The organism is Citromicrobium sp. JLT1363 (assembly GCF_000186705.1).
Lineage (GTDB): Bacteria > Pseudomonadota > Alphaproteobacteria > Sphingomonadales > Sphingomonadaceae > Alteriqipengyuania.
Genome location: NZ_AEUE01000001.1, coordinates 95,859 through 118,083 on the forward strand (window position 1 = coordinate 95,859; position 22,225 = coordinate 118,083).

Annotated in this window: 16 protein-coding genes and 1 tRNA gene; 7 read left to right on the forward strand and 10 right to left on the reverse strand. The window is 66.9% G+C overall.

Features of this window, described 5'->3' with window-relative positions; genetic code table 11:
- Positions 1-155: 155 nt before the first annotated feature.
- Genes ADAD_RS0100510 through ADAD_RS0100520 form a run of 3 tightly spaced genes read right to left on the reverse strand, consistent with a single transcriptional unit; the run spans position 156 to position 4,709 of the window.
- On the reverse strand, positions 156-1,538 hold the full coding sequence (locus ADAD_RS0100510) for an amidohydrolase family protein (protein WP_010408016.1): 1,383 nt from the start codon (positions 1,536-1,538) through the stop codon (positions 156-158).
- Complete coding sequence (locus ADAD_RS0100515) at positions 1,535-2,914, reverse strand: amidohydrolase (RefSeq protein WP_029139798.1); 1,380 nt, start codon at positions 2,912-2,914, stop codon at positions 1,535-1,537. Before ADAD_RS0100515 ends, ADAD_RS0100510 begins: the two co-directional genes overlap by 4 nt.
- A gap of 22 nt (positions 2,915-2,936) precedes the next feature.
- Positions 2,937-4,709 (reverse strand): peptide MFS transporter, encoded by a 1,773-nt coding sequence (locus ADAD_RS0100520; RefSeq protein WP_010408020.1) that lies wholly within the window; start codon positions 4,707-4,709, stop codon positions 2,937-2,939.
- Positions 4,710-4,904: 195 nt separating this feature from the next.
- On the opposite strand from ADAD_RS0100520, the gene ADAD_RS0100525 reads away from it, so the two are divergent.
- From ADAD_RS0100525 to ADAD_RS0100550, 6 genes are all read left to right on the forward strand, one after another.
- Positions 4,905-5,282, forward strand: coding sequence for a GntR family transcriptional regulator (locus ADAD_RS0100525; RefSeq protein WP_010408022.1), 378 nt, complete (start codon positions 4,905-4,907; stop codon positions 5,280-5,282).
- 135 nt (positions 5,283-5,417) lie between these two features.
- Positions 5,418-5,699, forward strand: coding sequence for an integration host factor subunit beta (locus ADAD_RS0100530; protein ID WP_010408025.1), 282 nt, complete (start codon positions 5,418-5,420; stop codon positions 5,697-5,699).
- 61 nt (positions 5,700-5,760) lie between these two features.
- Positions 5,761-5,845, forward strand: a tRNA-Leu gene (locus tag ADAD_RS0100535).
- Positions 5,846-5,954: 109 nt separating this feature from the next.
- Positions 5,955-7,556, forward strand: coding sequence for an NAD(P)/FAD-dependent oxidoreductase (locus ADAD_RS0100540; protein WP_010408029.1), 1,602 nt, complete (start codon positions 5,955-5,957; stop codon positions 7,554-7,556).
- 29 nt (positions 7,557-7,585) lie between these two features.
- Complete coding sequence (locus tag ADAD_RS0100545; RefSeq protein WP_010408032.1) at positions 7,586-7,996, forward strand: GtrA family protein; 411 nt, start codon at positions 7,586-7,588, stop codon at positions 7,994-7,996.
- A complete protein-coding gene (locus ADAD_RS0100550) occupies positions 7,983-9,767 on the forward strand; it encodes a hypothetical protein (RefSeq protein WP_237700702.1) in 1,785 nt (594 codons plus the stop codon). The genes ADAD_RS0100545 and ADAD_RS0100550 overlap by 14 nt, the downstream gene beginning before the upstream one ends.
- Here ADAD_RS0100550 and msrB read toward each other — a convergent pair.
- The 4 genes from msrB to ADAD_RS0100570 form a co-directional block, all read right to left on the reverse strand.
- On the reverse strand, positions 9,764-10,258 hold the full coding sequence (gene msrB, locus ADAD_RS0100555) for a peptide-methionine (R)-S-oxide reductase MsrB (protein WP_029139799.1): 495 nt from the start codon (positions 10,256-10,258) through the stop codon (positions 9,764-9,766). The genes ADAD_RS0100550 and msrB overlap by 4 nt on opposite strands.
- A 79-nt stretch (positions 10,259-10,337) precedes the next feature.
- Positions 10,338-11,687 (reverse strand): cytochrome P450, encoded by a 1,350-nt coding sequence (locus ADAD_RS0100560; RefSeq protein ID WP_010408039.1) that lies wholly within the window; start codon positions 11,685-11,687, stop codon positions 10,338-10,340.
- Between the two features lie 96 nt (positions 11,688-11,783).
- A complete protein-coding gene (locus ADAD_RS0100565; protein WP_010408044.1) occupies positions 11,784-13,016 on the reverse strand; it encodes an ABC transporter permease in 1,233 nt (410 codons plus the stop codon).
- Complete coding sequence (locus ADAD_RS0100570) at positions 13,013-14,017, reverse strand: ABC transporter ATP-binding protein (RefSeq protein ID WP_010408046.1); 1,005 nt, start codon at positions 14,015-14,017, stop codon at positions 13,013-13,015. Before ADAD_RS0100570 ends, ADAD_RS0100565 begins: the two co-directional genes overlap by 4 nt.
- Before the next feature lie 45 nt (positions 14,018-14,062).
- Between ADAD_RS0100570 and queG the strand changes: the two genes are divergently transcribed.
- Positions 14,063-15,160 (forward strand): tRNA epoxyqueuosine(34) reductase QueG, encoded by a 1,098-nt coding sequence (gene queG / locus ADAD_RS0100575; protein WP_010408048.1) that lies wholly within the window; start codon positions 14,063-14,065, stop codon positions 15,158-15,160.
- Positions 15,161-15,248: 88 nt separating this feature from the next.
- On the opposite strand, the gene ADAD_RS0100580 is transcribed toward queG, so the two are convergent.
- The 3 genes from ADAD_RS0100580 to ADAD_RS0100590 all read right to left on the reverse strand — a co-directional run bounded on the left by ADAD_RS0100580 (position 15,249) and on the right by ADAD_RS0100590 (position 22,087).
- Positions 15,249-16,478: an NAD(P)/FAD-dependent oxidoreductase gene (locus ADAD_RS0100580; protein WP_010408051.1), complete on the reverse strand. Its 1,230-nt coding sequence runs from the start codon at positions 16,476-16,478 to the stop codon at positions 15,249-15,251.
- Positions 16,479-16,518: 40 nt separating this feature from the next.
- Positions 16,519-21,225, reverse strand: coding sequence for an NAD-glutamate dehydrogenase (locus ADAD_RS0100585; RefSeq protein ID WP_010408054.1), 4,707 nt, complete (start codon positions 21,223-21,225; stop codon positions 16,519-16,521).
- Between the two features lie 124 nt (positions 21,226-21,349).
- Complete coding sequence (locus tag ADAD_RS0100590; protein WP_010408058.1) at positions 21,350-22,087, reverse strand: alpha/beta hydrolase; 738 nt, start codon at positions 22,085-22,087, stop codon at positions 21,350-21,352.
- Between the last annotated feature and the right edge of the window lie 138 nt (positions 22,088-22,225).

The following is a 22,225-nucleotide window of genomic DNA, read 5'->3' on the forward strand; positions in this document are numbered from 1 at the left end:
CTATCGGATTTTCCTGCCCGCGCAATCGCTGGCATGCCGGGCGATGCGATGCATTGCGGAAGATCGCCAGCCGCGCCCCCGGATCGCGGGAGAGCGATCCCGCGAATCTCGAGGTGCACAAGGCAGGCAGGCCACGCCTGTCGCCCGGTGTGGCCCTACCAGTCGTAGGCCTTGGGCAGATCGCTCTCGTCGAGGTCGCGGTAGCGTTCGCGCAGCCGGGTCTGGTGGTTGTCGGTCGGCTGGCGGACACCGTCGATGAACACCGCTTCGGCCGCGCTGCCCACTTCCAGCGGGTCGCCGTCCCAGATCACCAGATCGGCGGTCGCGCCGCTGGTCAGCGTGCCCAGCCGGCCTCCGAAGCCCGCGATTTGTGCGGGAACGGAGGTAATCGTGGCCAGCGCCTCGCCCCAGGTGAGCCCGGTTGCGCCTTGCAGGCGGGTAAGGGCGACCAGATTGCCCGCATACTGGCGTGCATTGCGCGGCTGTTCGCCCGTCCCGCCGCTCATCCGACCGATGGCGACCGTCACGCCCGCATCGCGCATCCGGCCGATATTGCTCTGCGTCGCGGCAAGCTGGTCGAACCCGGTGGGCAGATCGTCGAGCGGATCGGCAATCACCGGCACGCCCGCCGCGGCGATGGCGTCGGCTGCCAGCCAGCCTTCGCTTGCGCCCAGCAGGACGAGGTCGAGCCGGGGAAAATCGCGCTTGAGCTTCAGCACCTCGCGGATATCGGCGGCCCGCTCGGCCACCACATACAGCGGCTGCTCGCCGCGTACGACCGGGACCAGGGCGGCGGCATCGAAGCGGGTGAGCAGCACGTCGCCCGCCCGCTCGCTATCCCTGCCATCGAGCCGCGGGTCGAGCGGAACATCGTCGCCGAAGCGAGTCTCGCTCGGGCGCGCGGTCGCCGCGCCGATGGCGGCGCGATCGCCATATTGTTGCGCCTCGCGCAGGGCATTGCGCAGCAGCGCGTGCGCGCTCGTCCGGCTGCCGCCCGAGATGCGTGCGCCGGTCTCGCCCAGATCGACGATCTGGAAGGCGCGCGTGCGCGTAACCATCTCCGGGTCCGCGCCCAGATCGATCACCGCGCCCTGCCCGCCGAAGATCGAGGCCGAGGGGCGCGAATACACGCTGGCCCGGGTAATCCCGTCGGCGCGCGCGACCAGCACGTCCTGCGAATTGGGATTGAGCGCCCTCGAGGCGTCGAGCGCGGCGCTGAAGGGCGAATTGCCTGCAGCCTCGTCGTTGCTCTCGCTCACGCCGTCGACATCGGACAGGCCCAGATCGGTCACGGCGGAGAAGATGCCGGGCGTCACCCATTTCCCGGTGCCGTCGATCACCTCTGCGCCCGCCGGCGCGGAGACGCCGGTGCCAGCCGCGACCACGCGGCCGTCGCGCACCACGACCGTGGCATTCTCGACCGGTTCGGAGCCGTCACCGGTGGCGACCGTGGCGTTGGTGATGGCGAAGTCCTGCGCGAAGGCCGGTGCGGCAAGGGCCAGCGCTGCAGCGGTGCCGAGAAGTGCGCGGCGCATCATTTCACATCCCCTTCGCCGGGCTGGCCGAGTTCGAAATCGCTCACCGGGCGGCGCTTGCGGTCGAGCGCGTCGTATAGCAGCGCGCCGTCGACCCAGACCTTCTCGGGCCGGGAATATACGCTCAGCGGGTCACCGTTCCACAGCACCACGTCCGCCATCTTGCCCGGCTCGAGGCTGCCGGTCATCGCGTCGATGCCCATCGCCCTGGCGGGGTTGAGCGTGATCCAGCCGATCACCTCGGCGTCGGGAATGTCCAGCCCCATGCGGCGTCCGGCGGCCTGCGCCTTGGCGGCTTCCTGGTTGAGTCGCTGGATGCCGTTCTCGTCGTCCGAATGGATCACCACGCACGCGCCCGCCTTCCACAGGAGCGAGGCGTTTTCGGGAATGCCGTCGTAGCTTTCCATCTTGAAGCCGTACCAGTCGGCCCAGACCGCGCTGCATACGTCGTTCTCGCGCAGCAGGTCGCCGATCTTGTAGGCTTCGACCGCGTGGTGGAAGGCGGTGACCTTGTAGCCCATCTCCTTGGCCATATCCATCACCAGCGCCATCTCGTCCGCGCGGTAGCAGTGGTTGTGGATCAGGATGTCGCCATCGAGCACGCCCGCCAGCGTTTCCTTGGCGAGATCGCGGCGGCTGCGGTTGCCCGCGGCATAGGCCTTCGCGTCCAGCCACATCTGGCGGTTGACCGCGAAATTGCCCATCCGGGTGGAGGGCATGCGGCCGCGACCGCCATAGACGCGCTTGGGATTCTCGCCGCAGGCCATCTTCATGCCGTAGGGCGCGCCGGGGAACTTCATCCCCTGTACCGTGCGCGAGGCGACGTTCTTCAGCGTGACCGAACGCCCGCCGGTGAGGTTGGCGGAGCCGGGCAGGATCTGCAGCGCGGTGACGCCGCCATTGGCGAGCGCGCGCGAAAAGCCGGGGTCCTGCGGCCAGACCGAGTGTTCTGCCCAGACTTCGGGCGTGGTCGGACTGGTCGCCTCGTTGCCGTCGCTATGCGCCTGAACCGAAGGGGTGGGATAGTCGCCGAGGTGCGAGTGGATGTCGATCACGCCCGGCGTCACGAACTTGCCGCTGCCGTCGATCACGTCGTAGCCGTCGGTGGCCAGGCCCTGGCCAACCTCGACCACTTCGCCATCGCGGAACAGCACGGTGGCATTGTCGAACCGCTGCCCGGCCCCGTCGTAGACGGTCGCGCCGACCAGCGCGGTCGGGCGGCCGGGGAAGCGTTCGTAGGTAGAGGCGTAGGGCCCGTCAGCCGCACTGGCCGAAGAGGGAGAGGAGGCGGCGCTGCGCGAAGCATCGCCGCCGCCCATCGTGGAACAGGCCCCCAGCGCAATCGCGCATCCGAACGTGGCCAGAGACCGTACGAGCATTTTCTCCCCCTCCCCGAAGCGATCAGTGCGTGGGGCGCGTGGTCGGGTGGATCCCGGCGCCCTGCGGTTCGCCAGGGCCTTCGCTCTGGCCTTCCAGATCGTCGCCCACATCGTCGTCGGCGAGCGTGTCGAGATGCATCAGCTTCTTCACGAAGGGGCTGACCACGATGACGGCAACACCCACCGCCACTGCATACCAGCCGACGCTGGAGTAGACATCCAGCACCACCTGCTTGCCCGCTTCCTCGCCCGAGCCTTCTGCGCCCGTTGCCGCGGCGATGAGGCCGGCGGCGAAGTTGCCGGTGGCCGATGCGAAGAACCACGTACCCATGATCAGGCTGGCGATCTGCACCGGTGCGAGCCGGTTCATGGCCGAAAGACCGACCGGGCTCAGGCACAGCTCACCCGTGGTGTGCAGCAGGTAGATCAGGAAGATGAAGATCACCGGCGTCGGCACATCCACGCCCACGCTCTGCGCGCCCCATACCAGCACCAGGAAGCCCAGGCCGACCTGGATCACGCCGAGACCGAATTTCATCGGAGTCGATGGCTCCATCCCGCGGCGGCCCAGGAACTGCCACGTAATGGCGAACACGGGCGCGAGCAGGATGATGTAGATCGCGTTGATCGACTGGAAGGTCGAAGCGGGAACGCCGCCGCGATCGACGTGGCGATCGGTGAACAGGTTGAGGCTGGAGCCCGCCTGTTCGAACAGCGCCCAGAAGATGATCGAGACGATGATCAGGAACATCGCGGAGACGATCCGGTCGCGGTCATGGTCGGTCTTGGCGATCATCTGCAGGATCATGATCGTCACCACGCCGCCGAAGCCGATCGTCGCGGGCAGCTGCCAGCTTTCATAGCCCTCGCCCTGCGAAACGAAGAACATGGACACTGCCAGGACCACCGACAGCAGCACGTAGGACAGCAGCGCTGCCTTGGGGGCTGCGCTGTAGCGGCCATAGGGCAGCTGGAAGATCGCGATCGAGAGGACGTAGCAGACCAGCGCCGCGCCGAAGGTGCCGAGGAAGATGCCCACCGCATCCTGATACTGGATGGCGACCCAGCACAGCGCGACGAACAGCAGGCCCAGGCCGTAGACGCCGAGTTCGGTCGTCTTGCCGAGCAGCCTGGGCGGCTCGCCCCGGCCGAGCAGCAGCGGCTTGCCCCAGATGAACACGACCAGGCCGGCAAGCATGCCGATCCCGGCGAGGCCGAAGCCGTAGGCCCAGCCATAGGTTTCGCCGATAAAGCCGCACAGCAGCGAACCGGCGGCGGCACCGATGTTAATGCCCATGTAGAAGATCGTGTAGGCACCGTCGCGGCGCACGTCGGTGCGCGGATAGAGCTGGCCGACCATCACGGAGATGTTGGCCTTGAGGAAGCCCGAGCCCACGATGATGAGCGCCAGCGCCAGCCAGAACACGAAGATGATGGGATTGTTTTCGTTACCGGCGCCCGGCGATCCCTCGAATGCCATGAAGAAGTGGCCCAGCGTCAGCAGGACAGCGCCGAACAGCACCGCCTTTCGCTGCCCCAGCGCCTTGTCGGCAAGATAGCCGCCCACCACGGGGGCGATGTAGACGAGCGCGGTGTAGGCGCCGTAGATGACGCCGGATTCACTGTCCGAGAACAGCCAGTGCTTGGTCAGGTAGAAAATGAGGAGGGCGCGCATCCCGTAGTAGGAAAAGCGTTCCCACATCTCTGCGAAGAAGAGCACGAACAGGCCCTTGGGATGGCCCAGAATCGTCCCTGCGGAATCGCCGTGAGGCAGTCCTGATACGTCGTTTGCCATATTCGGCGATATCCTCTTCGAAAAATCATCCAGCCAGCCTCCCTCGGCCTGGCCGCAAGGCGCGCACACTAGCGCCCAAATACGCCATGTGAAGCCCAAGCGATCTCGTGGCGGAGGACAAGGGCTTCTTCGGCAAGGATTAAGCTGGCCGCGGGAACCTTGACCTGCCCCGCTGTATTATGTCACTGAACCACCATGGCAAACGGCAATCCCTCCTCTGCGCGGCCCGTATATCTGCGCCTGCGCGATCTGATCGCCGCCGCGATTCTGGACGGGGATTTCGCCGAAGGGGAACTGCTGCCCTCCGTGCGCGCCTTCGCGGCAGAGCAGGGCGCAAACCCGCTCACCGTCGCCAAGGCCTTCCAGCAGTTTCAGGATCGCGGGCTGATCGCGGTTAAGCGCGGAATCGGCATGTATGTGGTCGATGGTGCGGCCGAGCGGCTGCGCGCGGCCGAAAGGGCGCAGTTTCTGGAAGAGGAATGGCCACAGATTCGCGCGCGGCTCGATCGGCTCGGCCTGTCGGCAAGCGAGCTTCTGGCAAGGCAGCCTGCGGCCGCCGCACCCGCAGACTAACATTTCTTGCATACGTATTATTGCACGTTGGCAAGGTTTCTGGCACGCGATGAAAACCTTGGGTCGCACCAATGGTAAGAATCGAGTCCGCGTGCGGGTAATCGGTCGAGAGCGCTTGAACGGGGGGCGCAAGACATGATCAGGTCTGAGCTGCTGCAGAAATTGGCGCAAGAGAATCCCGAATTGCGCGCGCAGGAAATCGAGCAGGTCGTCGATATCTTCTTCGAAGAGATCGCCCAGCGCCTGGCCGAGGGCGGACGCGTGGAACTGCGCGGCTTCGGTGCCTTCTCCACCCGCGAGCGCGAGGCCCGCACCGGCCGCAACCCGCGCACGGGCGAATCGGTCGACGTGCCCGCCAAGCGCGTGCCCTACTTCAAGCCCGGCAAGGAAATGCGCAACGCTCTCAACGAAGAGTGATCGCGCCCCGGTTCCGGCATCTCGCCAAACCGGGCCGTGCCCGCTATTCGCCCCACCCAGTGCGGGTGTGGCGGAATGGTAGACGCCGGGGACTTAAAATCCCCTGTCCTCCGGACGTGTGGGTTCGAGTCCCACCACCCGCACCAGATCGTCCTCTGAATCGCGTTTTCGCGCCGGTTTCGGTGGCCTTGTTTACCGCTCCCTAACCATTTTCCTTCACCCCTCGGTCAAGCGATCAAGAACCGGGGGCTCTAAATGAGCGAAGCACAAAGCCAGGTACTCAATGTCGACGTGGCGATCATCGGGGCGGGGCCGGCAGGGCTGACCGCAGGCTACCTGCTGACGAAAGCGGGCAAGAGCGTCGCCATCATCGAGAAGGACGAGACCTACGTGGGCGGCATCAGCCGCACCGTGGAGCACGAGGGCTATCGCTTCGACATCGGCGGCCACCGCTTCTTCTCGAAATCGAAGCAGGTGGTGGACCTGTGGAACGAGATCCTGCCCGACGACTTCATCGAGCGCCCGCGGATGAGCCGCATCTATTACGAGGGCAAGTTCTATTCCTACCCGCTGCGCGCGTTCGAAGCGCTGCGCAATCTGGGGCTGTGGCGCTCCACCGTGTGCATGGCGAGCTACCTGTGGGCGCGCGTCTTTCCCAATCGCAATGTCAGGAGCTTCGAGGACTGGACCACCAACCAGTTCGGCAAAAAGCTATATTCGATCTTCTTCAAGACCTACACCGAGAAGGTGTGGGGCATGCCCTGCGACGAGATGAGCGCGGACTGGGCGGCGCAGCGGATCAAGGGCCTGTCGCTGATGGGCGCGGTGGTCGACGGCGTGAAGCGCAGCCTGGGCCTCAACAAGAAGCCGAACGACGGGATGCAGGCCAAGACCCTGCTGGAGAACTTCCGCTATCCGCGCCTTGGGCCGGGCATGATGTGGGAAGCCGCGCGCGACAAGATCATCGCCAGCGGCAGGGGACAGGTGATCATGGGCCACGCGCTCGACCAGCTGGCCAGTGACGGCCGGGGCGGTTGGCGCATGACCGCCAAGGGCGAGGGCGGCATCGTGACGATCGAGGCGGACCACGCGATCAGCTCCGCGCCGATGCGCCAGCTCGCCCGCCGGATGCATCCGCTGCCGCAATCGACCTTCCATGCCAACGAACTGAAATACCGCGATTTCCTCACCGTCGCGCTGATGGTCGAGGGTGAAGACCTGTTCCCCGACAACTGGATCTACATCCACGACAGCAAGGTGAAGGTCGGCCGGGTGCAGAACTTCCGCAGCTGGTCGCCCGAGATGATCCCGGACGAGAAGATGGCCTGCGTCGGCCTCGAATATTTCTGCTTCGAGGGCGACGGCTTGTGGTCGATGGAGGATGACGACCTCGTCGCGCTCGCCACGAAGGAAATGGAAATCCTCGGCCTGCTGGACCCTGCAAAGGTGAAGAGCGGCGCGGTCGTGCGGCAGGAGAAGGCCTACCCCGTCTACGACGAGGACTACGCCGCCAATGTCGCCGCCATGCGCGAGGAGCTGGAGGCGAAATACCCGACACTCCATCTGGTCGGGCGCAACGGCATGCACCGCTACAACAACCAGGACCACGCGATGATGACCGCGATGCTGAGCGTCGAGAACATCCTTGCGGGCGAGCGCGTCTACGACATCTGGTGCGTCAACGAGGATGCGGAGTACCACGAGGCGGGCGACGAGGGCGCCGAAAGGGCGCTTCCGGCCAGAGAGAATGGGCGCGAAGTTTCCGAAGATCAGGCCGCCGCGCTGAATTCGATGCGCGATGTGCCCACCCGGATCGTCGAGGATGACGACTCCGGCGACGCCCGCCGCGCCGCCTGAACGGATTTGCGAAGAAGGAGCGCGAAGATATGCAGCCCGTGCTGCAACGCCTGACCGATCTCGTCCTGCTGCGCTACCTGCTGGCGAGCGTGGGCGCGCTGGCGGTGGACGTTGGTGCCTTTCTCGGCCTGATGCAGCTCGGGCTGGCGGCAACGCCCGCCTCGGCGATCGGCTATGGCGGCGGGATCGTGGCGCACTGGCTGCTGTCCAGCCGCGCGGTGTTCACCGGGCGGGTAGCCGCCACCGGCATGGCACGCACGCGGCAAAAGGCGCTGTTCGTTGTCTCCGCGCTGGCGGGGCTGGGGCTGACGACAGGCATCGTCGCACTTTCCCAGGCATCCGGGCTCGATCCGCGTGCGGGCAAGCTGGTGGCCATCGTGGCAAGCTTCACTCTGACCTGGTGGCTGCGCAACCGGCTGGTCTTTCGTGCCATCCCCTGACCTGTCCCTGACGACCGGGCCCGCGCGCGCAGAGGAAGGCCATCTCGGCCATGTGCTGCGCATGGTTGCGCTGCTGGTGGCCATGGTGCTGCTGGTTTCGGCGGGGAACATCCTGGCATGGCGCTATCCCGACCCGGACGACATCCTGCGGCTGGTGCAGGTGCGCGATCTGCTGGCGGGGCAGGGCTGGTTCGATCCGGGCCAGCACCGCATCGATCCGCTGCGTGACGTGCCGATGCACTGGTCGCGGCTGGTCGATTTGCCCCTGGCGCTGGTGATCGGCGCGCTGACCCCGCTGGTGGGTCAGGCAGCGGCGGAAGCCTTTGCCGTGATCGCCGTGCCACTGCTGACACTGGGCGTCGCCATGGCCTTTACCGGTCTGGTGGCGGTGCGCATGCTGGGGCGCGAGACCGGCGGCTGGGCGGTGCTGCTGGCAGGCACGATGCCGCTGCTGATCCACCAGTTCCAGCCGCTCAGGATAGACCATCACGGCTGGCAGATCGCCTGCCTGGCCGTTGCCTTCTGGGGCCTTTCGCGGGGTGACCGTCGGCTGGGACCGCTTGTCGCCGGGCTGGCCATGGCCTGGGGGCTGACGATTTCCATCGAGATGCTGCCGCTGGCCGGGCTGGTCGGAGCCATCCTCGCGCTTCGCTGGCTGCGCGCTGCCGAGCGCGCTGCGCTGGCCCATTACATGCAGGCGCTGGCCGGGGGGCTGGTCGCGCTGTTCCTTGCGACGCGCGGCTGGCCGGGCTCGCAGGCCTTCTGCGACGCGGTAGGCCCCGCGCATCTCGGCTTCTTCTGCGTGACCGCGCTGGGCACCACCATCCTGCGCCATGTGCGGCCCCTCTCCACAATCGGGACCATCGTCGCGCTCGGTGCGGTCGCTGCTGCGGGGCTCGCCTGTTTCGGCTGGGCGTCGCCCACCTGCCTCGGCACGCCGTTCGGCACGCTCGACCCGGTGGTGCGCGATTTCTGGTACGTCAATGTGAGCGAGGGGCGCCCGATCTGGGAACAGGACGCGGTAATCCTGATCCCCTTCGCGCAGATCGTGATCGGCTTCGCCCTCGCCGCGCTGCTGTGGAGCCGCGCGCCGGAGGAAACTCGCGGCGCGTGGCTGGAATTTCTGCTGCTGTTTGCCGGAACGCTGCTGCTGGGCGTGCTGGTAGTGCGTTCGCTCGCCTTCGCATCGCTGCTGGCGACCATTCCCTTCGCCTGGCTGCTGGGCGCCGCGCTTGCCCGGCTGCGCACCGGCGGGGCGCTGTGGAGCAGGGTGGCGGTATCTCTCGCCACAATGCTGCTGATCATTCCCGCCGCGCCTTTCGCGGTGGCCAAGGCCGTGGACCCGGTTCGCGTCAGCGAGGCGGAGCCCGGCGAGATCGCCATGAGTTCCTGCGATCTGGAAGCCAGCGCGCGCCGCCTGCGCGCGCTCCCCCAAGGCACGGTGTTCGCCCCGCTCGATATCGGGCCGAGCATCCTGCTGGAGACCGGGCATGGCGTGATCGCCACCGGTCACCACCGGGCCGACAAGGCGATGCGCGACGTGATCGGCGCCTTCGTATCGGGTGATCCGTTCTCGCGCCTGATCGTGGAGGCCTACGGGGCGGATTACCTCGTCATGTGCACCGACCTGATCGAGCCGTCCATCTATGCGGGGCGCGGCGGTGAAGGCAGCCTTGCCGCGCGGCTGATCGCCGGGAATGCTCCGGACTGGCTGGAGCCGGTCGAAACCGGCGGGCCGGACACCTTCCGCGTCTGGCGGGTGCGCGACTAGGCGGGCCGGAAGTCCAGGGCCACGCCGTTGAGGCAGTGCCGCTTGCCGGTCGGCTGCGGGCCGTCGTTGAAGATATGCCCCAGGTGTCCGCCGCAGCGTGCGCAGTGTACCTCTGTACGCGGGTAGCCGAGTTTCAGATCGCGCGATGTGCCCACGGCGCTGGATTTGATCGGTCGCCAGAAGCTGGGCCAGCCGGTGCCGCTGTCGTACTTGTGTTCGCTGGAATAGACGGCGTTGCCGCAGCCCGCGCACGCGTAGGTGCCGGCGCGCTTTTCCTTGTCGAGCGGGGAGGAGTAGGCGCGCTCCGTCCCCTCTTCGCGCAAGACCCGGAACTCGGCCGCGGTCAGGCGCTTGCGCCATTCGGCTTCGCTGCGGGAAACGGGGAAATTCTTCGCCTCCACGCTCCGCCCGCAGGAGACAAGCGCGAGGCTGGCGACGCCGCCACCCATCATGGTGAGGGCAAAGCGGCGGTTGGCGGTGGGTTGGGTCATGGCGTCATCCTCTTCCACAGGTCCCATGTCGGGAAGCTGAAGAAGATACGCAGCCCAACCCGGTATGGATGCACCGACCCTAGAAACTCGTGATTTCGACCTCGAGCTTGCGGAAGCCTTCGACGAAGTTCGCGCGCACCCGCTCGACCTCGCCGGCCACGTTTACCCGCAGGCGGCGGGCATGCATTTCCTCCATCAGCACGCGCAGCTGCAATTCCGCGAGCCGCGCGCCCACGCAGCGGTGGATGCCGTAGCCAAAGGCAATGTGGCGCCGCGCATTCTCGCGTGTGATGTCGAGCTGGTCCGCGTTCTCGAACACGGTCTCGTCGCGGTTGGCCGAATTGTACCACAGCAGCACCTTGTCGCCCGCAGAAATGTTCTGGCCGAACAGCTCGGTATCCTGCGTGGCCGTGCGCCGCATGTGCTTGAGCGGGGTCTGGTAGCGGATGCATTCCTGCACTGCATTGGGGATGAGCGATGCGTCTTCCTCGAACAGTTTGCGCTGGTCGGGAAAGCGGTCGAGCGCGTGGACGATCCCGCTCATCGTGTTGCGCGTCGTGTCGTTCCCGCCCACGATCAGCAGCACCAGGTTGCCCATGAATTCCTGCGGGTCCATCTGGTTCATTGCCGGGCTGTGGATCATCCGGCTGATCAGATCGGGCGCTTCGCCGCGCTGCGCGCGGTCGGCCCACAGGATCTGGAAATAGGCAGCCATCTCGCGCAGCATGCCGCGCCGGGTATCGTCCAGCGAGCGGACCGTGGCGAGTTCGGTATCGCCCGACCAGTCGGACCAGTGGGTCAGCAGGTCGCGGTCTTCCCACGGGAAGTCGAACAGGATCGCCAGCATCCCCGTGGTCAGCGGGATCGACACCGAGTTCACCCAGTCGAACTTTTCGCCTCTGGGAAGCGCATCCAGCGTTTCTCCGGTGCGCTGGCGGATGTCTGCTGTCAGCCGGGTCATCTCGGCGGGCGTGAAGGCAGGGGCTACCGTCTTGCGCTGGCCGGTGTGCTTGGGCCGGTCCATCGCGATGAACATCGGCAGCCGCATCCGCTCTTCCTCGGGAATGTCGGGGAGATCGTCGAGGATGGTGATGCCGCCATATTCCCAGCTCGACGAGAAGATGTCGGGCAGCGCCTCGGTATGCTGGATCGCCTTGTGCGAGACCACGGACCAGTAGGGCCCATAAGGGCTTTCGGGGATGTGGTGGACGGGGCCCGCCGCGCGCATTTCCGCGAAGATCGGTTCCCACCGGTTCTCGGCATAGATGTCGCTGCGGCTGGTATCCCACTTGTGCGGGTGATGCGGACGGGTGCCGGGGTTGGCGGCGTAGTGCGCTTCCAGCGCCTCGTGCGCGCTGGGCGAGCGCTTCCACGGGTGGGCGCGCGCAGCTTCGGGCGCATGCATCTGCGTATGGGCGGCAGTGGCCATGGCATCTCTCCTTGCCGGGCGCGCCTGTTGTCGGCGCGTCTCCGGGTCGCAGATCATCCTGACCATCGGGCCATCGGAGTCAAGGTAGGTTCGTTATCAGGACTGATTCGTCGTGAGTCTCAGCATCGCGAGCAGGCCCTTGCGCCCCGCGCCCTTCTCGCGCCCGGCGGTGCCCGACTTGAGGACCGTGCGCTTGAACAGCGTTGCCCCGATCTTCACGAAGATCGCCACCCACAGCACCTGCCACGCCAGCGCCGCCAGATGCCACCACAGCACGCCTTCCTTCGCCGCGCGCGCCAGCATCATGTAGGGGCTCGACAGCGGGAAGATCGCCGCGGCGACCTCTATCCACGAACCCGTCTGGCCGACCGCGAAATTGGCGAGGAAGAAGATCAGCAGCTGCAGGATGGTGGCAGGCAGGCTGATCGTCTGCACGTCGCGCACGGTCGGCGCCATGGAGCCCACGGTGAGGAACACCGATCCGATCAGCAGGTAGGCCATGGCGAAATAGATCACGAACAGCGCGAAGAACAGCGGCCAGCCGACCGCCGGCGGCGGGATCACGGGCAATGCGCTGGCGCCGAGGAAGACGATCGCGCCGCCCACGCTGCCCCACACCACCAGCCCGACGAGGCTGACGCCCAGCATCGCGAACAGCTTGCCCACGAACACCGCATCCATCGGAATGGCAGCGGCCAGGATCTCGATGATCTTGTTGCCCTTCTCCTCCACCAGGTTGGACAGCACCATGCCCGCCAGCAGCATGGTGAGCAGGAACAGCATGACGATTCCCGCCCGCGCGGTCGCGTCCTGCGCGGTGCGCTGGTTGATGATGCCGGTGTCGGTCGTGTCGATCGCGATATCGGCTTCGGGAATCGTGGTGCCCCGCGCCGCGCCGACGAGCAGCGCCGTCTCGCCGCTCCAGCGTTCGATGTCGTCCTTCGGCCCGGTCAGCAAAGGTTCGTCCAGCGTGCCTGAAAGGACGGCGAAAAGGTTCGAATCCTCGGCTTGCAGCAGCGCCCTGGGGTCTTGCGCATCCGCCGGATCGACCGCCGCCACCTCCGGCATGCCCACCAGCGGATCGAGCCGCTCCTGCGCATCGAGGATCGCGGCCGTCGCCTCTGCGGGGAGGGCGATGCCCAGCTGCGGATCGTCCGCGCTGTCGGCCGCCATCGCGCCAACATATCCGCCACCTGCAGAGATCGCGAGGAAGAACAGCGGGCCGATAAGGAACAGCAGGAAGACCTTGCTGAACACGATGGCGGTAAAGTCGCGGCGCGCAATGACGAGCGCGGCCTGCCACAGGGAAAGGCGTGCGGACCTGCTCATGCCGAAACCTCCTGCGCGGGTTCGTCGCTTTGCATGGCCTGCGCCGCGGCTTCGCCCGCGATCGTGACGAAGGCATCGTGCAGCCCGGCGCGCTCGATGGAGAGTGAGCGGATGCCCGCATTGCCTTCGATCAGGCTGCGCAGCAGAGGCTCGATCCCGCTTTCGGGCAGTTCGAACACCCATGCCGCGCCGTCGCGCGTCGCGCTGGCGGGCAGCGCGCTGCGCCATGGGCCGTCATCGTTCTTCGTTTCCAGCCGCACCTGCGGGGGCAGCCGGTCGCGCGCCACCTCGACCGATCCGGCATAGGGCACCTTGCCGCCCGCGATGATCGCGACATCGCTGCACAGGCGTTCTGCATGGTGGATCACGTGGGTGGAGAAGATCACCGTGGTGCCATCCTCCGCCAACTGGCGGATCAGCCCTTCCAGCTTGCCCTGGTTGATCGCGTCGAGGCCCGAAAACGGCTCGTCCAGAATCACCAGATCGGGCTTGTGGACCAGCGTGCCGAGCAGCTGCACGGTCTGCGCCATGCCCTTGGAGAGTTCCTTGATTTTCTTGTCGACCGCATGGCCCAGACCGTACTGTTCCATCAGTTCCGCGCCGCGCCTGCGGCCTTCGGCCCGGGGCAGGCCGCGCAGGGAACCCATGAAGGCAATCGCATCGGTCGCCTTCATGGCGGGGTAGAGCCCGCGTTCCTCCGGCAGGTAGCCGATCCGGCGGGCGATGCGCTGCGGGCGGTCCTCACCGAAGATGCGTCGCACGCCTTCGTCCGGGTCGATAATGCCCAGGATCATGCGCAGCGTGGTGGTCTTGCCCGCGCCGTTGGGGCCCAGGATGCCGTAGATCGCACCGCGCGGCACGGTAATGTCCACCCCCCTCACCGCCAGCGTATCGCCGAAACGCTTCACGAGGCCGCGCGCCTCGATCGCCAGTTCGGTGGAAGTGTCGGGTTTCACGCCCGATTTGTCGCCATGCGGCGCTTGGTCTAGCACGTCGCTCATGGGTGCGGACCGTGCCCGCGCGTGCGCCAAGGAGCAAGCCCGAGCATGAGCGATGCGGGTATTATCGACCAACTGCAAAGCGACCTCGCCAAACGGGCGGGCGAGTTGGGCTTTGCGAGCGTGGGCTTTGCCGACGCGGCCGACGATCCGCGCATGGCGCAGCGGCTGTCTGCATGGCTGGAGGCAGGATACAACGGCACGATGGGCTGGATGGAGCGCGAGCCTGCAGTGCGCAGCGGCCCGCAATCCATGTGGCCCGAGGCGCGCAGCGTGATCGCCCTGGGTGCGAACTATGCTCCGGCGCACGATCCGCTGGAGGCCGCCGAGCCTGCCGAGCGCGCGCGCATATCGGTCTATGCGCAGGGCGAGGATTATCACGACAAGCTGAAGAAGGCGCTCAAGAGCCTCGCCCGCTGGCTGGTCGCGGAGGCGCAGGCGCGCGGGCTGGGGGAGAGCCGCCTCAAGCTGTTCGTGGATACAGCACCGGTGATGGAGAAACCGCTGGCGGAGCGCGCGGGGCTGGGCTGGCAGGGCAAGCACACCAATCTGGTCAGCATGGAGCATGGCAGCTGGCTGTTCCTCGGCGCAGTCTACACCACGATCCCCTTCGTCCCAGACGGCCCGCACGAGGACCGCTGCGGATCGTGCCGTGCCTGCCAGGATGCCTGCCCCACCAACGCCTTTCCGCAGGCCTACCGGCTCGATGCGCGGCGCTGCATTTCCTACCTGACGATCGAGCATGACGGGCCGATTCCGCACGAGTTTCGCGAAGCCATCGGCAACCGCATCTATGGCTGCGACGATTGCCTGGCGGTGTGCCCGTGGAACAAGTTTGCGAAAAGCGCCGCCACCAACCGCGCCTTCCTGCCGCGTGCCGAGCTGGCCCGGCCCCGCCTGGCGGACTTCCTGCAACTGGACGATGCGGGATTTCGCAAGTTGTTCAGCAAGTCGCCGATCAAGCGGATCGGGCGCGACAAGTTTGTGCGCAATTGCCTGATCGCGGCGGGCAACAGTGGCGATGCGGCGCTGATGGCGCAGGTCGAGCCGCTGCTGGACGATCCCGATCCGGTGGTGGCGGAGGCGGCCGAGTGGGCGCAGCGAAGGCTCTCGCCAGCCCCATCTTCAACGTCGCCCCGGACCTGATCCGGGGCAGGGTGTCTTCGAACGAGGCGCCGGAACGAAGCTGGACCCGGGAGCTAGTCGGGGGCGACGAGTTTCCTTGTGGTCGACGCTAAAGCAAACTCTTCAGCGCAACCTCGGGATCGGCCAGCGCATCGCGGTCGGGCTCGCTCTGCGCCTCGATCAGCCTGCGCCCCTGCGCATAGTCGCGCGTTGCGTTGACGCAATCGACCGCGGCCACGCGTCCGTCGCGCAGGTACACGACCGAAAAGCTGCGGCTGTCCGGATCGCCGCGCAGGATCGCCTCGTCATCCTCGGATGAAAAGCCGACCGTCTGCAGGCGCAGATCGTACTGGTTGGACCAGAACCAGGGAATCGTATCGTAGGGTACGCGTTCGCCAGTCAGGTGCTTGGCGACGGTGGTGGCCATGTCGGTCGCGTTCTGGACCGATTCCAGCCGGATCACCTTGTTTTGCGCATAGGCATTGGCATGCGCCGCGCAGTCTCCGATGGCGTAGGTATCGTCGAGGCTGGTCCGGCAGAATTCGTCCACGTCCACGCCGTTGGTGCCCGCCGCCCCGGCGGAGAGCAGCGGGCCGACCGCTGGGACGATCCCGATGCCCGCGATCACCAGATCCGCCTCGATCTCGCCGCCGTCCGCCAGCGCGACCGCGCGTACCCGGCCCTGATCGTCGCCCCGCAGCGCTTCGACCTCGTGACCCAGCAGCAGGTCGACACCCTGCCGCCGGTGCTCAGCCTCGTAGAATTCGGAGAGCTCCGCCCCGGCCACGCGGCTCAGCACGCGGTCCTCACGCTCTATCACCGTGACGGGCAGGCCCATCGTGCGGAACACCGCCGCTGCCTCCAGCCCGATATAGCCACCGCCGATCACCGCGACCTGCCTCACGCCGCCGTCCAGCTGCGCGCGGATGCGGTCCACATCGCCGCGCGTGCGGATCGAGTGCACGCCATCGAGATCCGCACCCTCGCACGGCAGGCGCCGCGGGTCGCCGCCCGCCGCCCAGATCAGCGTGTGGTAGTCCAGCCGGCTGCCGTCGCTCAGTTCCACGCTGCGCAGTTGCGGCGCGATGGAGACGACCGCACAGCGTGTGCGGATGTCCACCGACCGGTCGGCCCAGTATTTCTCGGGCCGGATCAGCATCTTCTCGAAGGGGCGCGTGCCCGCCAGATAATCCTTCGACAGCGGCGGCCGCTCGTAGGGCAGCCAGGCCTCGCGCGCGATCATGACGATGCGCCCTTCGAACCCGCGCTGGCGCAGCGCGAGCGCGGCCTGCGCGCCGCCGTGCCCCCCGCCCACGATCAGAACGTCGGCAAAGCTCATCGAACATAACTCCCGCTGGCTGGAATTGTCGGAATCGCGATCACCGGCCCAGCAGGTTGCGCGCCTGACTGGCGACCTGCGCCAGCGTGGCGGGCGTGACGGGGTTCTGTGCCTGAGCCCGGCGGACCATGCCGCGGAACTGCTTCACCGCAGGCTCGTGCGCTTCGATCCAGGTCTCGACCAGCACGCAGGGCTCTGCCGAAGCACTGCTCTGCTCGCACACGCGGTGCAGGAATTCGAGCCGCATCTGCTGGAAGTCGCGCGCCAGCCCGGCGACCAGCAGGCGGTCCCACACGTCCGACGGAGACATCAGCGCGGCGGTACCCTGCGCCCAGTCGATCCCCAGTTCGGCCCCCAGCTGGGTGAAGGCCTTGGCCATCATCCGCGGTTCTATGTCGAGGTCGCTGGCCAGGTTGGCAATGCCGATCGCCCCGTCGAGATCGAACAGGTGCGCCACCTGCGAAGCGATTTCTTCGGTCGCGCCGCTCTTGGCGAATTCGGCGCGCATCCTGGCGGAACGCTGGCGCGATTCGGCCGCCAGCAGATCGGCCGTGTCTTCCTTGAGGACATCGAGCGATGGGCGCAGATCGGCCACGATCTCGCTGGGCGAGGCGGAGCCGCACACGCGCAGCGCATCGGCCATCTGGATGCGCATCGCGGTCGCCACGCGGTCGAACAGCGTCAGCCGGATATCCTCGGGCATGTCGCTTTCGTCCAGCGCGTCCCAGATCTTCTGCACGTCGAGCAGCCGGTCGGCGGTGACGAAGGCGCTGGCGATCTGGTTGAGGCCGACGCCTTCCTCCTCCGCCAGTTCGAACGGGAGGACCATGCCCATCCGGTTGACGATCCGGTTGGCGAGATCGGTCGCGATGATCTCTCCGCGCAGGCGGTGCTGCCGGATCTGTTCGGGGAACTTCTCGCGCAGGGGCGCCGGGAAGTACGAGAACAGCGCGCTTTCCAGCAGGGGATCGCGCGTAAGACCGCCCGCCTCGATGGCATCCTGCAAGGTCAGCTTGCTGCTGGAGAGAAGCACCGCGAGTTCGGGCCGGGTCAGCCCGATTCCCTCGCCCGCTCGGCGAGTGAAGGTCTCGTTATCGGCGATGCCTTCGGTCCGCCGGTCGAGCATGCCCGCTTCTTCCAGCGTCTCGATCAGGCGGATGGCCGATGCGGTGGCCGCGTCGCCGCGCTGCTGCGCGATCGAGATCGCGAGTGCCTGCAGCCGGTTGTCTTCCAGCACGATGGCCGCGACATCCTCTGTCATCTCGGCGAGCAGGGCGTTGCGTTCTTCCTCGGTCAGTGCGTCGGCCCGGCGGGCGGCGGCCAGCGCGATCTTGATGTTGACCTCGTTGTCCGAGCAGTCGACCCCGGCCGAATTGTCGATGAAGTCGGTGTTCAGACGGCCGCCGGCCCCGCCGTTTCCTTTCAGCGCATATTCGATGCGGCCCGCCTGGGTCATGCCCAGGTTCGCGCCTTCGCCGATCACCTTCACGCGCAGGTCTTCGCCGTTCACGCGCAGCGCGTCGTTGGACGGGTCGCCGACCTGGATGTTGTTCTCCCGCTCGGCCTTCACATAGGTGCCGATGCCGCCGAACCACAGCAGGTCGGCGGGGGCCCTGAGGATGATGGAGATCAGCGTTTCGGGATCGACCTCGGTCTCATCGGTGCCGAGTGCCTTGCGCGCCTCTTCGGACAGGGAAATCGACTTCTCGGTGCGGGGGAACACGCCGCCGCCCCTGGAGATCAGGCCCTTGTCGTAATCGTCCCAGCTCGACCGGGGCAGATCGAACAGGCGCTTGCGCTCGTCCCAGCTCTTCGCCGGATCGGGATCGGGATCGATGAAGATGTGGCGGTGGTCGAACGCGGCGACCAGGCGGATGGCCTTGGACAGCAGCATGCCGTTGCCGAACACGTCGCCCGACATGTCGCCGCAGCCCACGACCTTGGTCGGCTCGGTCTGCACGTCGACGCCCATTTCGCGGAAGTGCCGCTGAACGGAAACCCACGCGCCGCGCGCGGTGATGCCCATTTCCTTGTGGTCGTAGCCGTTGGAGCCTCCGCTGGCGAAGGCATCGTCGAGCCAGAAATCCTCGCTCTCGGCGATGGCATTGGCGACATCGGAGAAGCTGGCCGTGCCCTTGTCCGCCGCGACCACGAAATAGGGGTCCGGCTTGTCGAGGATGCGCACGCCGTCGGGGTGCACCACGTTGTCGTCCACGATGTTGTCCGTGATCGACAGCAGGCTGCGGATGAAGACCTGGTAGCTGGCCTTGCCCTCGGCGAACCAGGCATCGCGGTCGAGCGCGGGATCGGGCAGCTGCTTGGGATAGAAGCCGCCCTTGGCACCCGTCGGCACGATCACCGCGTTCTTCACGCGCTGCGCCTTCATCAGGCCGAGCACTTCGGTGCGGAAGTCGTCGCGCCGGTCGGACCAGCGCAGCCCGCCGCGCGCAACCGGCCCCGCGCGCAGGTGAATACCCTCGACCCGGCGCGAATAGACGAAGATTTCGCGGAACGGGATCGGCTTGGGCAGGCCGGGCACCTTCGCGGAATCGAACTTGAACGACAGTGCGATGTCGGGGTGGAGCGCGAAGGCGTTGGTACGCAGCATCGCCTCGATCACGCTGCGGTAGAGGCGCAGCAGCCGGTCGTCGTTGATTGCGGCGACCTGCTGCAGGCCGTTCTTGATCGCGTCCTGCGCGTCCTTCTCCGCCCGGTTGCGGTCGCCTTCGAACGCGGGATCGTGCCGCGCGACGAACAGCGCGACCAGCGCGCGGGTGATCGCGGGCGCATTGGCCAGCGCATCGACCACGGTGTAGATGGTGAAGCCCATGCCCGTCTGGCGCAGGTAGCGATAGATCGCGCGCAGCCATTCCGCCTCGCGGGCACCCAGGCCCACCGCGATTACCAGCCGGTTGAAGGGATCGTCCTCCGCCAGGCCGTTGAGCACCCGCGCAATCGCATCCTCGATCGCAGGCGCGCGGTCGAGCAGGTCCTCCGGATCGATCCGGGGCCCCAGATCGCACTGGAAATCGTGGATCGTGCCGAGAGAGCCCTGAGCGAGAAGCGTGGGCACTTCGCTGATCGACTTGAGGCCGAAATTCTCGAGCGCGGGCACGGCTTCGGAAAGCGGCAGGGTGCCTTCGTTCTGGTAGATCTTCAGCCGCAGGTTGGCGCCGTGTTCGCCCGGGCTGCGGCGCAGGCGGACCCCGCGCGCGTGCAGATCGGCATCGCCCTCGCCGGCATGGCTCGCCAGTTCACGCATGCGCATGATGTCGAGCGCGGCTTCCTCCGCACCGCTCGCGGCGCGATAGAAGGGCGGGAAATTGTCGGCATAGCGGCGCGCCAGCGACGCGGCGAGGTCCGCATCGACATGCGCGCGCAGTTCTGTCTCGACTGCCTCGGCCCAGACCCGCAGCATTTCCTGCAGGCGGGTCTCCAGGTCCTCTTCGTGATACCGGGTGCTGCTTTCCCTGAAGTCCAGCACGAAGCGCAGCAGCGCCAGATTGCCGCCTTCGATCTCGAGGCTCCAGTCGAGCAGTGTGGAGCCGGTCTGTTCTTCCAGCAGCGCCTGAATCTGCTGGCGCACCTGGGTCGACATCGAGTCGCGCGGCAGCCACACGAAGGCGAACAGGTGCCGGGCGAGCGGCGCCTCGACCAGCGCGAGGCGCGGGCGGGGCCGGTCGGTCAGGCTCATGGTGATGCTGGCCACCCGGCGCACGTCCTCGTCGCGGAAGCCGATCAGCAGATCGTGCGGCAGCGAGGTGAGCGCGTGGACCAGCGCCTTGCCGGCATGGCCGTTCGGATCGAAATCCAGCGCGTCCATCATCTCGGCGAGCTGGCGCCGCAGGCGCGGCACGGCATGCGGATCGGTGGAGAGCGCGGCGCTGGTCCAGATACCGGCGTGGATCGAGACCGCGACCGTTTCGCCGCCCTCGCGGATGGGGATCAGGAACAGGTCCAGCGGCACGCGCCGGTGAACGTTGGAAACCCGGTTCGCCTTGACGATCAGCGGCATGCGCGCATCGGCATTGGCGGGATCGTCGAACCACGCGAAGGCCCGATCGTAGGATGCGTCGGCAAGGATCTGGCGCGCGCTCGCCCGGCAGATGCCCAGTGCGCTGTCCTCGCGCCCGTCGCGGTGGCGCACCAGATGGCCGAGCTGGGTCAGCATGCCGCCGCTCAGCCATTCGAGCAGGCCCGCGCCTTCCTTGTCGTCCAGCTTCTGCGCATCCTGCTGCATGGCCTTGCGCATCGCGGCCCAGTCTTCGACCGAGGCGCGCACATCGGCGAGCGTGGTGCGCAGCTGCTGCGCGAGCTCTTCGCGCGCGTCGGGCTCGGCATGGTCCGTTTCGAGGTAGATCATCGACTCGCGCGGCGTGTCGCTGGCCTTGCCGGGCAGGTCCTGCAGCACGCCGTGCGCATCGCGCTGCACGTGCAGCACCGGGTGGACCAGACGGTCTATCGAAAGCCCGAACTCGGCCACCTGGGCGGAGACCGAATCGACCAGGAAGGGCATGTCATCGTTGACGATGGCGATGCGCAGCTTGCGCTTGCCCTCGCCCCCGTCCGCCATCGCGACAGCGGGCTCGCCCTGCGTGCGGGACGAAGCGGTGTCCAGAACCAGCTCGGCAGCCGTGTCGAGATTGGCGTCGTCGAAGGGCTGGTCCACCGGCAGCAGCGATTCGCGCATCCGATCGGTCAGCCGGGTCAGCAATTCGGCTTTGGACTGCGTATCGTGGCCTGCCATTGCGATGTTGTCTCCCAAAAGAGGATTATTGTGCCTATCCCCCCTCGCTCCCTGCGGGGGCAGCCCCCCGTGGCAACGTCCTTTATGTCGCGCCGTTAGAAGGTCGCGCGGTCCCCCGCAAGGATCACGCGCGCGTCAGGTGGCCTTCCACGGCGGCCAGCAACCGCGCGATGTCCTGCCCGGATGAAAGGCGATGATCCCCGCTTTTGCTCAGCAGAAGAAGAACATCGGGGGTGGTCAGGCGTTCCACCAGCCGCAGGCTTGTCTGCCACGGCACGTCGGCATCGGCCTGGCCCTGCAGCAGCGTGACCGGACAATCGAGCGGGATCGGCGCATCCAGCAGCAGGTGCAATTGCGCGTCCGACCAGAAGCCCGGGTACGTCGGCGTGGGGTCCGGGCCGTAGGGGTTGTCCTCCAGCACGGTCTCTCCGTGCCTGAGCTGCGCCTTTTGCGCATCGTCGTAACCCCAGTCCGAAAAGTCGGGCGCGGCCGCGATGCCGACCAGCCCTGCGAGCCGATCCTTGCCGAGTTTCAGCGCAACCAGCAGCATCAGCCAGCCGCCCATCGACGAACCGACCAGCAGCACCGGCCCGTCAAGCTTCGCCTCGATCAGTGCCAGCGCTTCGTCGCGCCAGCGCGAGAGCGTGCCTTCGGCAAGATCGCCCCCCGATTCGCCGCAGCCCGAATAGTCGAACAGCAGGCAGGTGCGGCCTTGCTCGCGCGCCCATTCGAACAGCGCACTCGCCTTCGATCCCGCCATGTCGGACATGTAGCCCGGCAGGAAAACGATCGCGGGGCCGGTGCCTCGGGTCAGGCGGTAGGCGATGCGGCGCCCGTCGGGCAGGTCGAGAAAGTCGGTCATGTCCCGAAGGAGTAGGAGGCGCGCAGGCCCGTGTCCATGCGCGCAGTGGGCAAGCGCAGGGGCCGATTTTCCTACCCGTTGGCAACGCGCTACAGCATGATGGATGATCGAAGCGCACCCTGTCCGGAAGGCTCTTGA